Here is a 13568-nt window from a genome sequence, read left to right on the forward strand (position 1 = left end):
ACATTATTGCGCGAATTTTCTCCTCCCTGTCTCACCGCCCGGTGAGGGTAACTGCGCCTATGAAAACCATGAAAATTGCCGTCAGCCGCGAGCTGCTTTCCACCGTGTCTACGCACCGCGAAAAGGTGACGCTGGACAGCACTGATTTTACCGATGTGGCGGCCGTGGTCATCACAACAGCTGAAAGTCGCAGCGGCATTCTTGCACTGCTGAAACGCACGGGCTTTCAGCTACCGGTGTTTATTTTCTCGCAGGAGCCAACGGACGTACCTGACGGCGCCAGCGCGGTTATATCGGGTAAAGATCAGGAGTTTCTGGAACTGGAGAGCGCTGCCAGCCGCTACGAAGAGAACCTGCTGCCGCCCTTTTTCGACACCCTGAGCCAGTATGTGGAGATGGGCAACAGCACTTTCGCCTGTCCGGGCCACCAGCACGGGGCCTTTTTCAAAAAACACCCGGCAGGGCGACAGTTCTATGATTTCTTCGGTGAAAACGTGTTTCGCGCCGATATGTGCAATGCCGACGTGAAGCTGGGCGATCTGCTGATCCACGAAGGGTCAGCCAAACACGCGCAAAAGTTCGCGGCAAAAGTGTTCAATGCGGACAAAACCTACTTCGTGCTGAACGGCACGTCGGCGGCCAACAAGGTGGTGACCAACGCGCTGCTGACCCGCGGCGACCTGGTGCTGTTCGACCGCAATAACCACAAATCTAACCACCACGGGGCGCTGATCCAGGCGGGCGCCACGCCGGTTTATCTTGAGGCCGCGCGTAATCCGTTTGGCTTTATTGGCGGAATTGACGACCACTGCTTTGACGATGGATATCTGCGGGAGCTGATCCGCGAGGCGGCGCCGGAAAAGGCCGACGAGGCGCGTCCGTTCCGCCTGGCGATCATTCAGCTTGGCACTTACGACGGGACGATCTACAACGCCCGCCAGGTGATCGACAAGATCGGTCATCTGTGCGACTACATCCTCTTTGACTCCGCATGGGTGGGCTACGAGCAGTTTATCCCGATGATGGCGGAAACGTCCCCGCTCTTGCTGGAATTGAACGAGAACGATCCGGGGATTTTCGTAACCCAGTCGGTGCACAAACAGCAGGCCGGGTTCTCGCAAACGTCGCAGATCCATAAAAAGGATAACCACATTCGCGGTCAGGCGCGTTTCTGCCCGCACAAGCGGCTGAACAACGCGTTTATGCTGCATGCCTCCACCAGCCCGTTTTATCCGCTGTTCGCAGCGCTGGATGTGAATGCCAAGATCCACGAAGGTGAAAGCGGACGCAGGCTGTGGGCGGAGTGCGTCGAGCTGGGGATTGAGGCGCGCAAGGCAATCATTGCCAATTGTCATATGATCAAACCGTTTATCCCGCCGGTGGTGGCGGGGCGGCCGTGGCAGGATCATCCGACTCACGCCATCGCCAGCGAGCTGCGCTTCTTCAGCTTTGAGCCCGGGGCTAAATGGCACGGGTTTGAGGGCTATGCCCGCGAGCAGTACTTTGTCGACCCGTGCAAGCTCCTGCTGACCACGCCGGGTATCGATGCTGAAACCGGGGAGTACACGGATTTCGGGATCCCGGCGACGATTCTGGCGCACTACCTGCGCGAAAACGGCATCGTGCCGGAGAAATGTGACCTCAACTCGATCCTGTTCCTGCTGACGCCTGCCGAAAGCAGCGAGAAGCTGGCGCAGCTGGTGGCGATGCTGGGCCAGTTCGAACAGCATATTGAAGACGACACGCCGCTGGCGGACGTATTGCCGACGATCTTCCAGAAATACCCGGTGCGCTACCGGGATTATACCCTCCGCCAGCTGTGTCAGGAGATGCACGATCTCTACGTCAGCTTTGACGTAAAGGATCTGCAGAAGGCGATGTTCCGCAAGGAGAGCCTGCCTGAGGTGGTGATGAACCCGCAGGATGCAAACCGGGCCTATATTCGCGGTGACGTGGAGCTGGTTCGCATTCGGGATGCCGCAGGGCGCATTGCTGCTGAAGGGGCGCTGCCCTATCCGCCAGGCGTGCTGTGCGTGGTGCCGGGTGAGGTCTGGGGCGGGGCGGTACAGCGTTACTTCCTGGCGCTGGAGGAGGGCGTCAACCTGCTGCCGGGCTTCTCGCCGGAGCTGCAGGGGGTTTACAGCGAGAAGGATGCCGACGGGATTAAGCGGCTGTATGGGTATGTATTAAGATAGTGCGGGCTGTTGCCCTCACCCTAACCCTCTCCCACAGGGAGAGGGAACGTTTCATCAAACCGCACTACGCTTGTACATCCTCCTCGGATGCCCAATCTTGCCGTACAGCATCTCCACCGTCAGAAAACCCGCCTCTACGCAGTGTTCCAGATAGCGCCGGGTGGTGGTTTTGCTTAACCCCGTTTCGCTCACCACCTCATCCACGGTAAAGCAGTGCGTTGCCTTGTCGTTGAACAGCGTCTGCACCCGCGCCAGCGTATTTTCCTCAATGCCTTTACTGCCGTTGTCCAGGCGGTAGTTTTTCGCCTGGAGCTGATACAGCGAATCCACGTTCTGCTGGTCGACAATCTTCCAGACGCGCTGCTGTTCCGCAAATTGCACGAACCGCTCCAGCGACTGGCTGAGCCGCTTCCAGGAGACGGGTTTGAGGATGTAGTCGAACGCGCCGTTGCGAATCGCCTGGCTGCAGGTGTCCATATCGCTGGCGGCAGTAATAAAAATCACCGAGCAGTTGGCGCGGGCCAGCATGGGGTTATTGATAAGCGAGATACCTTTGCCGTCCGGCAGGTAGTTATCCAGCAGCATCAGCTGCGGCTGTTTGCTTTCAAGCTCTGCCTGGGCCGCAGCCAGCGACGAGGCAATGCCTACCAGCCTCAGACGCGGATGTTTGCCTATCAGCTCCGCGTGCAGTTGCGCCAGTTCGTTCTCGTCTTCAACAATCAGTACGTCGATAAGTTCATGTTGCATAGTCGGTGTCTTCCAGTTGCCGGGCGGTTCCCGTGGCCGGGATAAACAAGGAGAAAATGGCGCCGCGCGGGGTATTATCGGCAACTTCTATCGCGCCGCCAGCCTGTGTGACGTAGCTTTCGATCAGATACAGGCCAATCCCATGATCGCCGCGCGTTTTGGTGGTGATGCCGCGTTCAAAGATCCGGTCACGGATCGCCGGTGTAATGCCAACGCCCTGGTCGGCGACTTCAATAATCAGCTCCTGTTCGCTGAGTTTTATCAGCACTTCTACCGGCGCGTGGGGAAGCGGCGACCGCTGCGTCGCTTCGATGGCGTTATCCAGCAGGTTGCCAATAATTGAAATCAGCTCTTGCTCCCCAAGGGGCAGGAAGGGCCTGTCCAGCCGACAGCCCGGGTCGAAACACAGCTCGACGCCTTTCTCCCGCGCGCGGGCGGCTTTCCCCAGCAGCAGGCCGCACAGGGTCGGGGAACTGAAGCGCGAAGAGATAAAGTCCAGCAGCTCCTGGGCATGCTCCGACTGCGCCTGAATGTAGCCAATGGCTTCCTCGTAGCGGCCCATGTGCAGCAGGCCGGAGAGGGTGGTCATCCTGTTTAACTGCTCGTGGCGCATGATGCGAAGGTTATCGACATAGCGTTTTACCTGGCTGAGCTGGGCGCTCAGCGAGTCGATCTCGTTGCGATCGCGGAAGGTGATCACCCAGCCCTGCAGCGACCCCTCAAGCATGATGTGCACCCGGCTGGCAATCACCGTGAGATCGTTAAAACGGCAAATCTCGTCATGGGTATCTTTCGCCAGCATCGTCTGCGTGTCGAAGAACGGGACCGGATCGATCACCTGGCTTATCAGCTGTCCGCGCAGCTCGCGGGCCGGCTGGCTCAGACCCAGCAGCTTGCGCGCCGCCTGGTTGATGACTTCAATCCGCCGCCGATCGTCAATGGCAATCACCCCTTCATAAATAGACTCCATCATCGCCTTCTGCTGGCGCACCAGCAGGCCGATCTCGCGCGGCTCAAGGGAGAAGATCTGCTTCTTGATGCTGCGGGTAAAGAACCAGGAGAAGATAAAGAGAGCGATCAGCAGCAGCACGGCGGCAATCAGGATATTGACCACCTTACTGACGGTAATGGTATCAAGGTAGCTGGTGAGATAGCCTACCGAAACGATGCCGACCACCTGTCCGGCAGCGTTAAAGATGGGGGCTTTACTGCGTAGCGAAATGCCCAGCCCGCCTTTGCGGATGGTGGTGGTGCTTTTCCCCTGCAATACGGCTTCATTGTCTCCGCCAACCAGGGTTGTGCCCACTCTGTCGGCAAAGACGGAGTGAAAAAGATGCTGCCCCTTATTATCACCAATCACAATAAAGCTGGCGTCACTGTGCGCAGAAATCTTCTGCATAAAATCATGGATGGCGTTGATATTCTTTTGTTCAACTTCATTACGCAATGTCGGAATAAGCGCAATCTCTTCAGCCTGTATTTTGGCACGCGTGCTCATTTCCTGATAAAGCTGTTTCCCGACGTCGGCATAATAATATCCGCCCAGCAGCGCGAAAAGCACTGAGAAAAAGGCAACCAGCGAAATAAACAGCTTAATCTGGAAAGAGACTTTCATAACTATCACGCGAGGTAGCAGCAAAGATCGCCAATATATCATCTTTTTTCGCGCTGACGCCCGCTTTGCCGAAAACTTGTGATCCCTTGCACAGCGGGCGCTGTAAAAGAGTTATCCTGAAGGCTACCGTACTTCGGGCTGCACGAACAAATGTTATTTGTTTGTTCAATTCGGAAAAGAAACCATAAAAACCACGACAATAAATAAGGTATAAATCACATTAAATAAAAGAAACCATTAAAACCATAGCTGCCATTAAAACTTCGCTTTTAATATGCCATTCCTCACATAAAGTAAGCCTTTGTGACTCTAAGCTGAATGCACAAAATAACCAAGGGGCTTATTATGAGCACAACTGACGATTCTTTCTCTGTTACCCACGACCCGATTGAAATTCAGCGGCCTTCGCTCAAAGAGCGCTGGTGGCATATTATGGATACCTGGAAAGTTGGGATTATTCCTCTGCCGCTGTTCGTTCTGGCGGGCGCGCTGATTGCTATTGATTGCCTGGGCGGAAAACTGCCGAGCGATATCGTGGTCATGGTGGCAACGCTGGCCTTCTTCGGCTTTGCCTGCGGCGAGTTTGGCAAACGCCTGCCGATTGTCGGCAAGCTCGGCGCGGCGGCGATTTGCGCCACCTTTATCCCTTCCGCGCTGGTCTATTATGGCCTGCTGCCGGACGTGGTGGTTGAGTCCACCACCAAGTTCTACAAATCCACCAACATTCTCTATCTCTACATCTGCTGCATTATCGTCGGCAGCATCATGAGCATGAACCGCACGGTGCTGATTCAGGGCTTCCTGCGCATCTTCTTCCCGATGCTGTGCGGCGAAATCGTCGGCATGCTGGTGGGGATGGGCGTTGGCCTGGCGCTGGGTCTTGAGCCGTTCCAGATCTTCTTCTTTATCATTCTGCCGATTATGGCGGGCGGCGTCGGGGAAGGGGCGATCCCACTTTCCATCGGCTATGCCACCCTGCTGCACATGGACCAGGGCGTGGCGCTCGGCCGCGTGCTGCCGATGGTAATGCTCGGCGGTCTGACGGCAATCATCATCTCCGGCTGCCTGAACCAGCTCGGTAAACGCTTCCCGCACCTGACCGGTGAAGGTCAGCTGATGCCTAACCGCGCGAATGCCGATGCTACGGTCTCTCAGCCTGCGTTTTCCGGCAAAGCGGACGTCACCACTATCGCCTCCGGCGCGCTGCTGGCGGTGCTGCTCTACATGCTGGGCATGCTTGGCCACAAGCTGATTGGCCTGCCCGCACCGGTCGGCATGCTGTTTATGGCGGTACTGGTGAAGCTCTGCAACGGCGCCTCTCCGCGCCTGCTGGAAGGCTCTCAGGTGGTGTACAAATTCTTCCAGACCTCCGTGACCTACCCAATCCTCTTCGCCGTCGGCGTGGCTATCACCCCGTGGCATGAACTGGTGGCGGCGTTCACCGTCAGCAACCTGCTGGTGATTGTCAGCACCGTTTCCGCACTGGTGGCAACCGGCTTCTTCGTCGGCAAAAAGATTGGTATGCACCCGATTGATGTCGCCATCGTCTCCTGCTGCCAGAGCGGCCAGGGCGGTACCGGCGACGTGGCGATCCTGACCGCAGGCAACCGCATGAGCCTGATGCCGTTCGCCCAGATTGCTACCCGTATCGGCGGGGCGATTAACGTCTCTGTCTCACTGCTGATTCTGGGCAACTTCCTCGTTTAAGTTTTCAGGAAAGAACAATGAAACTCGCAAGCTTTTTATACCAGGGAAAACGCAGCTACGGCATCGTCCAGGCCGACGGCGTGATTGATTTAGGCCGCCGTCTCGGCGACCGCTACAGCGACCTTAAGGCGCTGCTGCAGGGCAACGGGCTGGCGCAGGCCACCCGCTACCTGAACGACGCCGTGGACGTGCCGATGAGCGCCATCACCTTCTTACCGGTGATCGAGCAGCCGGAAAAGATCCTCTGCGTGGGCATGAACTACGCCGACAAGCGCAAGGAGTTTGACCAGCATAACCCGGCGCCGACGCTGTTTGTCCGCTTCCCCGATTCACAGACCGGCCACAACGAGCCGGTGCTGAAGCCGCGCCACTCCAGCGAATTCGACTACGAAGGCGAGCTGGCGGTGATTATCGGTAAAGGCGGGGAGAACATCAGCCGCGATGACGCCCTGCGCCACGTGGCGGGCTACAGCTGCTATATGGACGGCTCCGCCCGCGACTGGCAGCACACCTGGTTTACCGCCGGTAAAAACTGGCGCAAAACCGGCGCGTTTGGGCCGTGGATGGCGACGGCGGATGAGATCCCGGATCCGCACCAGCTTGCGATCCGCACCTGGCTGAACGGCCGCATGGTGCAGGAAGACAACACCAGCAGCATGATCCACAAGGTTGCGGAGCTGATCGAGTACATCAGCACTTTCACCCGCCTCAGCCCGGGCGACGTGATCATCACCGGATCTCCGGGCGGGGTGGGTAAAAAGCGCAATCCGCCGCTGTTTATGAAGGAAGGGGATCGCATTGAGGTGGAGATCGAGCATATCGGTCATCTGAGCAACGTGATCGTGGAAGCGCCAGCCGTCGGGCTTGCGGCAGCACATTAAGTAAGGCGGCAGCATGCACTCGCAACCCATCGATTTTCGCCACACCGTCGTGGCGAAACACCCGGAACGCTTAAGCCAGATCCGCTACCTGCTGGCAGACAGCGGCCTTGGCCTGGACAACGACATCACGCTGTTTGTCGAAGCCTGGTCCGGCTCGCAGCTGGTAGGTTGCGCAGGGCTTGCTGCCAACGTCATCAAATGCGTGGCGGTTAACGAGCAGCTTCGCGGCGAGAACCTCAGCGCGCGGCTGCTTGCAGAGGTGGAAAATGCGGCGCTGGAGTGCGGCCATTTTCATCTCTTCCTCTGCACCCGTCCGTGCAACCGGGAGCGCTTTGCCCGCAGCGGCTTCTGGCCGATTGCCCAGAGCGGGAACAACGCGGTGCTGATGGAGAACACCCCGCAGGGGATCGAACGCTACTGCCGTTCCCTGCGCGCGAAGCGCAAGTGCGGGGAGAACATTGGCGCGATAGTGATGAACGCCAATCCGTTCACCCTCGGCCACCGCCATCTGGTTGAGCAGGCGGCGCAGCGGTGCGACGCCCTGCACCTGTTCGTGGTGCGTGAAGACGCCTCGTTCTTCCCGTTCAGCGCGCGCCTCGAGATGGTGCGCGCGGGCGTGGCGCATCTGCCGAACGTGGTAGTGCATGAAGGCTCGCAGTACATCATCTCCCGCGCCACCTTCCCGGCCTACTTTCTGAAGGAGACCGGCAAAGTGCAGCAGGCGTGGAGCGAGATCGATGTGCTGATCTTCCGGGACTTCATCGCCCCGGCGCTCGGCATCACGCACCGCTTCATCGGCTCGGAGCCGTTCTGCGATATCACCCGCCAGTACAACCAGACGCTGCACGACCTGCTGGCCTCGCATATCGAGGTGGTGGAAATGCCGCGCATCAAGGCCACCGGCAACGCTATTTCAGCGTCCGAAGTGCGCCGCTTACTGAAGACACAGCAGTTTTCCCGGATCCGGGAGATTGTCCCGGACTCCACCTTCGCGCATCTCGAAACGCATTACCGTGCGAGTGCGGAAGTCGCTTAACTACCAGGAATTTATCATGAAAATTGTAAGGGAGGCGCTGGCCGGAACGCAGGAGTCCAGCGACCTGATGGTGAAAATCGCTCCCGCTCACGGCGAGCTGGAGATAGTCATCCACAGTGAAGTGATTAAGCAGTTTGGCGAGCAGATTCGCCAGGTGGTCAACGACACGTTGCGCGCCATGAACGTGCACCAGGGATTAATCATTATTGAAGACAAAGGGGCGCTGGACTGTGTGATCCGCGCCCGCCTGCAAAGCGCGCTGATGCGTGCCTCCGATGAACAGGCCATCAACTGGGGGGCGCTGAAATGAGCAAACTCCGCCGCAGCATGCTGTTCCTGCCGGGCGCCAACGCCGCCATGCTCTCCACCGCCTTTATCTACCGTCCCGACTCCATCATGTTTGATCTTGAGGACGCCGTCGCCCTGCGCGAGAAGGATACCGCGCGCATGCTGGTGTTCCACGCCCTGCAGCACCCGATGTATCAGGATATCGAAACCGTGGTGCGCATTAACCCGCTCAGCACGCCGTTTGGCCTGCTGGATCTGGAAGCCGCTGTGCGGGCCGGCGTGGACGTGATCCGCCTGCCGAAAACCGACACGCCGGACGATATCTACGAGCTGGAAGGCCACCTTGAGCGTATCGAGCGCGAGTGCGGCCGCGAGGTCGGCTCCACCCGCGTAATGGCGGCGATTGAGTCGGCCATTGGCGTCATCAACGCCGTGGCGATTGCCCGCAGCTCTCCGCGCCTCATCGGGATTGCGCTGGCCGCCTTTGACTACGTGATGGACATGCAGACCGAGCGCGGTGACGGCACCGAGCTGTTCTACGCCCGCTGCGCCGTGCTGCACGCCGCCCGCGCGGCGGGCATCGACGCCTTCGACGTGGTGTGGTCAGACGTTAACGACGAGGCCGGGTTCCTGCGCGAGGTCGATCTGATCCGCAAGATGGGCTTTAACGGCAAATCGCTGATTAACCCGCGCCAGATTGACCTGCTGCACAACGCCTACGCCCCGACGCAGGATGAGGTGGATCACGCTAAAAGGGTGATTGAGGCGGCAGAAGAGGGCGAGCGTAACGGCCTGGGCGTGGTGTCGCTCAACGGCAAAATGGTGGATGCACCGATTATTAACCACGCGCAGGTGGTGCTGGAGCGCGCGGCGGCCTCCGGCGTGCGTCGGTAAGGATAAAATAATGAATCAGACAGAACTTCTTCACGTGAATTTTCCCCATCTGCGGGACTTAAAACCCTTTGATACCGCCCACAGCGCCACGCCGTGGCTGGCGGACAGCGACGCGAAGCACAGCCGCAAGCTCTGCGCCTCTGTTGAAGAGGCGGTTAAGCGTTGCGGCCTGCAGGACGGGATGACCATCTCCTTCCACCACGCGTTTCGCGAAGGCGACCGGGTGATCAACACCGTCGTGGCGCTGCTGGCGCGAATGGGCTTCAAAAACCTGACGCTGGCCTCCAGCTCGCTGATGACCTGCAACGACGCGCTGATCGAGCATATCGAAAGCGGCGTCATCACCCGGATATACACCTCGGGCATGCGCGGCAGGCTGGCGGATGCCATCTCCCACGGGCTGATGGACGAGCCGGTGCAAATCCACTCCCACGGCGGGCGCGTGAAGCTGCTCCAGGACGGCGAGCTGAACATCGACGTGGCGTTTCTCGGCGTGCCGTGCAGCGATGAGTTTGGCAACGCCAACGGCACGCACGGTAAATCATGCTGCGGCTCGCTCGGCTACGCCATGGTGGACGCGCACTTTGCCCGCAAGGTGGTGCTGCTGACCGAGGAACTGGTGCCGTTTCCGAATATGCCCGCCAGCCTGGTGCAAGACCAGGTGGACTACATCGTGCAGGTTGAAAGCGTGGGCGACCCGGCGAAAATCAGCGTCGGCGCGGCGCGCGTCACCAGCAACCCGCGCGAGCTGATGATCGCCCGCTATGCGGCGGACGTCATTGAACACTCCGGCTACTTCAAACCTGGCTTCTCGATGCAGACCGGCTCCGGCGCGGCGGCGACCGCCTGCACGCGCTTTATGGAAGAGAAGATGGAGCGCAGCGGCGTGAAGGCGCGCTTTGCGCTTGGCGGCATCACCGGCAGCCTGGTGGATCTGCACGAGAAGGGGCTCATCGAAAAGCTGCTCGATACCCAGTGCTTTGACGGCCAGGCGGCGGCCTCGCTGGCGCGCAACCCGAACCACGTGGAGATCTCCACCAACGTCTACGCCAACCCCGGCAGCAAGGCGGCAAGCTGCGACCAGCTCGACGTGGTGATCCTCAGCGCCCTCGAAATTGACGTTGATTTCAACGTCAACGTGATCACCGGCTCCGACGGCGTGATGCGCGGGGCGTCCGGCGGACACTGCGACGTGGCCGCCGCGGCAAACCTGACCATCGTCGTCGCGCCGCTGCTGCGCAGCCGCATTCCAACGGTAGTGAAGCGCGTCACCACGCGCCTCACGCCGGGCGAAAGCATCGACGTGCTGGTCACCGACCACGGCATTGCGGTCAACCCGGCGCGCCCGGAGATCCGCGAGCGGCTGCTGGAAGCCGGGCTCAAAGTTGTGGATATCAGCGCGCTTTACGAGCGGGCGATTTCCCTGACGGGCGTACCTAAACCGATTGAATTTACCGACAAAATCGTCGGGGTGATCCGCTACCGCGACGGCAGCGTGATCGACACCGTACGACAGGTGAAGGAGGAAGTGTGACTTTAGCGACACCCGTACGGGCGGGTGTCAGCCTGGATGAACTGCTGGCGGCGAAAGAGCGCCGCGCAGCGCGCCAGGCTGACATGCTTGCGCACTATCAACAGCCGGTGATTTCCCTCACACTGGTCACGCCAGGGGAAATCAAAGACAGCCTGCGCTATCGCAATACCATGGGCGTGGCGCTGCAAATGTGCGACCAGCTGCTGTGGGAAAACCGCTGGCCGGTGCTGGACCGCCAGGTGCTGTGGCTCCCGACCGGGCCAGAAGCCCTGTGGTGCGTGGCCCATCCGGCGGCGGAAATCAAAGCGCACTGTGCGGATCTGGAGCAGACGCACCCGCTCGGCAGGCTGTGGGATCTGGATGTGATCTGCCCTCAGCACGGCCACGTCGGGCGTCAGTCGCTGGGGGCAAACCTCAGACGCTGCCTGATCTGCGACGAGCCCGCTCACGCCTGCTCCCGTTCGCGAAAGCATCCTGTTGAGGCGGTAGTTTCCCGCGTGGAGAAGACGATCGATGACTGGTTTGCTCGCGACTAAACCGCGCCCGGCTGACGTGCCCGCGCTTGCCGAAGCGGCGCTGTGGCAGGAGCTGGAGCTGACGCCCAAGCCGGGGCTGGTGGACAAGCTCAATAACGGTTCCCATCGCGATATGGACCACGCGCTGTTCGTCCGCAGCATTGCGGCGATTACGCCGTGGTTTTCGCGTTTTGCCGAGCTGGGTAGTGAGCATGCGGATAAACCCGCTGACGCACAGCTGCGGATTATCCGCCCGATGGGGATGGCCTGCGAGCAGGCGATGTACGCCGCGACGAACGGAGTGAACACCCACAAGGGCGGGATTTTTGCCCTGGGTTTACTGTGCTTCGCTGCCGGACGTGTGAAAAATATCTCCGCTGACAGCCTCTGCTGTGAGGTGAGTAACATCTGCAGCGGGCTGGTATCGCGGGAGCTGGCCGCGCGCAGCGGACAGGCGACGGCGGGCGAGCGGCAGTTTCAGCAGTACGGCTTAACCGGCGCGCGCGGAGAGGCGGAAAGCGGCTTTGCGACGGCGCGTAGGGCGCTGGCGCAGTGGAGCGGACAGTCGCTTCACGGCCTGCTGCTGCGCCTGATGGCGGTCAATCAGGACAGCAATCTTGTGTCGCGCGGCGGCATTGAAGGGCTGCGCTACGTTCAGGGCTACGCGCGGGAATTACTGGCTAACGGCTGGGATCGCGAGGCGCTGCTTAAGATGGATAAGGCATTGATTGAACGGAACCTGAGCCCGGGCGGCAGCGCGGATTTGCTGTCGGTGGGGTGGGTGCTCTCTGCAATAAAATAGCCGGGTGGCGCTAACGCTTACCCGGCCTGTGAACGGTGTTTTTGTAGGCCCGGTAAGGCGAAGCCGCCACCGGGCACAATACCGCAAAGATTAATGCGCGATCGGCTGCGCACCGTGCGGTTCACGCACGTGCTTGTACTTGAACAGTGCGATGAACGCGAAGAACAGCACCAGCGAGTATGCCGCGAAGATCAGCCACACAGGCTGCCAGTTGGTGATGCCGTTGGTGGTGTACATCTCAACGACTTTACCGCTTACCACGCCGCCCAGAATACAGCCGAAGCCGTTGGTCATCATCAGGAACATACCCTGTGCGCTGGCGCGGATTTCAGGCTTCACCTCTTTTTCCACAAACACCGAACCGGAGATGTTGAAGAAGTCGAAGGCGCAGCCGTAAACGATCATCGACAGCACCAGCAGCACGGTGCCGAACGCGCTCGGGTCACCGTAGGCGAACAGGCCGAAGCGCAACATCCATGCCGCGATACTGATCAGCATGACGTTTTTGATGCCGTAGCGGCTCAGGAAGAACGGGATGGTCAGAATGAACAGCGTCTCAGAGATCTGAGAGATGGACATCATCACCGACGCATGTTCAACGATAAAGCTGCCGGAGAACAGCGGGTTGTTATCGAAGCTGTGCAGGAAGGTGTTGCCGAACATGTTGGTGATCTGCAGCTCTGCGCCCAGCAGCATGGAGAAGATAAAGAAGATCGCCATGCGTTTGTTTTTAAACAGCGCGAACGCGTCCAGGCCGAGCATGGTGCTCCAGCTCTGGTTTTTCTGCTGGTTAGAAACCGGAATGGTTGGCAGCGTCAGGGTGAAGATCGCCAGCACCACGGAGAGCGCCGCACCGATATAGAGCTGCATATGGCTCAGTTCGAAGCCAGCGAAGCTCACGCCCCACATTGCCATGATAAAGCCGATGGTGCCCCAGATACGGATTGGCGGGAAATCGGTCACGATATCCAAATCCGCGGACTTCAGGCGGTAGTAGGAGATGGTGTTGATCAGGCCAAGCGTTGGCATATAGGCCAGCGAGTTAAGCAGGATCACCATGAACATCGCCCCCGGCGTGGTCACCTGGGCTGCCATAAACAGCGTCCCCGCACCCACCAGATGGCAAAGCATGTACAGCCACTTCGCACTTAACCATTTATCCGCCACGATACCGAGCAGCGTTGGCATGAAGACAGCTGCAATACCGAGCGAGCTGTATACGGCACCGATTGACGCACCGTCGAACTTGAGCGTCACAAACATATAGGAGCCGAGTGTAGTCAGCCAGCTACCCCACAGGCAGAACTGCAGAAACGACAAAATTTTAAGCTGCAGCTTAAGGTTCATGTTACTT

The 13568-nt window shown here is 59.2% G+C and carries 12 protein-coding genes; 9 read left to right on the forward strand and 3 right to left on the reverse strand.

Annotated elements, in window-relative coordinates:
* The first annotated feature begins 59 nt into the window (after positions 1-59).
* Positions 60-2195, forward strand: a complete 2136-nt coding sequence (locus tag BJ885_RS14660) for an ornithine decarboxylase (RefSeq protein WP_121932200.1) — start codon at positions 60-62, stop codon at positions 2193-2195.
* 54 nt (positions 2196-2249) lie between these two features.
* On the opposite strand, the gene BJ885_RS14665 is transcribed toward BJ885_RS14660, so the two are convergent.
* Positions 2250-2942 carry a response regulator gene (locus tag BJ885_RS14665; protein ID WP_023309148.1) on the reverse strand — a complete coding sequence of 231 codons (693 nt, stop codon included), beginning with the start codon at positions 2940-2942 and terminating at the stop codon, positions 2250-2252.
* Positions 2932-4557, reverse strand: a complete 1626-nt coding sequence (locus BJ885_RS14670; protein ID WP_047646331.1) for a sensor histidine kinase — start codon at positions 4555-4557, stop codon at positions 2932-2934. Before BJ885_RS14670 ends, BJ885_RS14665 begins: the two co-directional genes overlap by 11 nt.
* Positions 4558-4902: 345 nt before the next feature.
* On the opposite strand from BJ885_RS14670, the gene BJ885_RS14675 reads away from it, so the two are divergent.
* Genes BJ885_RS14675 through citG form a run of 8 tightly spaced genes read left to right on the forward strand, consistent with a single transcriptional unit; the run spans position 4903 to position 12214 of the window.
* A complete protein-coding gene (locus tag BJ885_RS14675; RefSeq protein WP_029740738.1) occupies positions 4903-6264 on the forward strand; it encodes a 2-hydroxycarboxylate transporter family protein in 1362 nt (453 codons plus the stop codon).
* Positions 6265-6281: 17 nt separating this feature from the next.
* The gene (locus tag BJ885_RS14680) at positions 6282-7145 is read left to right on the forward strand and encodes a fumarylacetoacetate hydrolase family protein (protein WP_021242089.1); all 864 of its coding nucleotides are present in this window, start codon (positions 6282-6284) and stop codon (positions 7143-7145) included.
* Between the two features lie 13 nt (positions 7146-7158).
* Entirely contained in the window at positions 7159-8181 is a 1023-nt protein-coding gene (gene citC / locus BJ885_RS14685) for a [citrate (pro-3S)-lyase] ligase (protein WP_059347684.1), read from the forward strand.
* Between the two features lie 16 nt (positions 8182-8197).
* The gene (citD, locus tag BJ885_RS14690; protein WP_121932201.1) at positions 8198-8491 is read left to right on the forward strand and encodes a citrate lyase acyl carrier protein; all 294 of its coding nucleotides are present in this window, start codon (positions 8198-8200) and stop codon (positions 8489-8491) included.
* Positions 8488-9363, forward strand: coding sequence for a citrate (pro-3S)-lyase subunit beta (citE, locus tag BJ885_RS14695; RefSeq protein ID WP_121932202.1), 876 nt, complete (start codon positions 8488-8490; stop codon positions 9361-9363). Before citD ends, citE begins: the two co-directional genes overlap by 4 nt.
* Before the next feature lie 10 nt (positions 9364-9373).
* A complete protein-coding gene (gene citF / locus BJ885_RS14700) occupies positions 9374-10897 on the forward strand; it encodes a citrate lyase subunit alpha (protein ID WP_047173577.1) in 1524 nt (507 codons plus the stop codon).
* Positions 10894-11433 (forward strand): citrate lyase holo-[acyl-carrier protein] synthase, encoded by a 540-nt coding sequence (citX, locus tag BJ885_RS14705; RefSeq protein WP_121932203.1) that lies wholly within the window; start codon positions 10894-10896, stop codon positions 11431-11433. The genes citF and citX overlap by 4 nt, the downstream gene beginning before the upstream one ends.
* Positions 11411-12214: a triphosphoribosyl-dephospho-CoA synthase CitG gene (gene citG / locus BJ885_RS14710; RefSeq protein WP_121932204.1), complete on the forward strand. Its 804-nt coding sequence runs from the start codon at positions 11411-11413 to the stop codon at positions 12212-12214. The genes citX and citG overlap by 23 nt, the downstream gene beginning before the upstream one ends.
* A 90-nt stretch (positions 12215-12304) precedes the next feature.
* Here the strand turns inward: citG and BJ885_RS14715 are convergent, their stop codons facing one another.
* The gene (locus tag BJ885_RS14715) at positions 12305-13561 is read right to left on the reverse strand and encodes a nucleoside permease (protein ID WP_029740744.1); all 1257 of its coding nucleotides are present in this window, start codon (positions 13559-13561) and stop codon (positions 12305-12307) included.
* Positions 13562-13568: the final 7 nt, after the last annotated feature.

It is taken from the genome of Enterobacter sp. WP_7_1 (assembly GCF_003688535.1).
GTDB classification, from domain to species: Bacteria; Pseudomonadota; Gammaproteobacteria; order Enterobacterales; family Enterobacteriaceae; genus Enterobacter; species Enterobacter asburiae.

Coding starts and splice junctions, on each gene's coding strand:
- BJ885_RS14660 (WP_121932200.1), top strand. CDS start 60: ATGAAAACCATGAAAATTGCCGTCAGCCGCGAGCTGCTTTCCACCGTG.
- BJ885_RS14665 (WP_023309148.1), bottom strand. CDS start 2,942: ATGCAACATGAACTTATCGACGTACTGATTGTTGAAGACGAGAACGAA.
- BJ885_RS14670 (WP_047646331.1), bottom strand. CDS start 4,557: ATGAAAGTCTCTTTCCAGATTAAGCTGTTTATTTCGCTGGTTGCCTTT.
- BJ885_RS14675 (WP_029740738.1), top strand. CDS start 4,903: ATGAGCACAACTGACGATTCTTTCTCTGTTACCCACGACCCGATTGAA.
- BJ885_RS14680 (WP_021242089.1), top strand. CDS start 6,282: ATGAAACTCGCAAGCTTTTTATACCAGGGAAAACGCAGCTACGGCATC.
- citC (WP_059347684.1), top strand. CDS start 7,159: ATGCACTCGCAACCCATCGATTTTCGCCACACCGTCGTGGCGAAACAC.
- citD (WP_121932201.1), top strand. CDS start 8,198: ATGAAAATTGTAAGGGAGGCGCTGGCCGGAACGCAGGAGTCCAGCGAC.
- citE (WP_121932202.1), top strand. CDS start 8,488: ATGAGCAAACTCCGCCGCAGCATGCTGTTCCTGCCGGGCGCCAACGCC.
- citF (WP_047173577.1), top strand. CDS start 9,374: ATGAATCAGACAGAACTTCTTCACGTGAATTTTCCCCATCTGCGGGAC.
- citG (WP_121932204.1), top strand. CDS start 11,411: ATGACTGGTTTGCTCGCGACTAAACCGCGCCCGGCTGACGTGCCCGCG.
- BJ885_RS14715 (WP_029740744.1), bottom strand. CDS start 13,561: ATGAACCTTAAGCTGCAGCTTAAAATTTTGTCGTTTCTGCAGTTCTGC.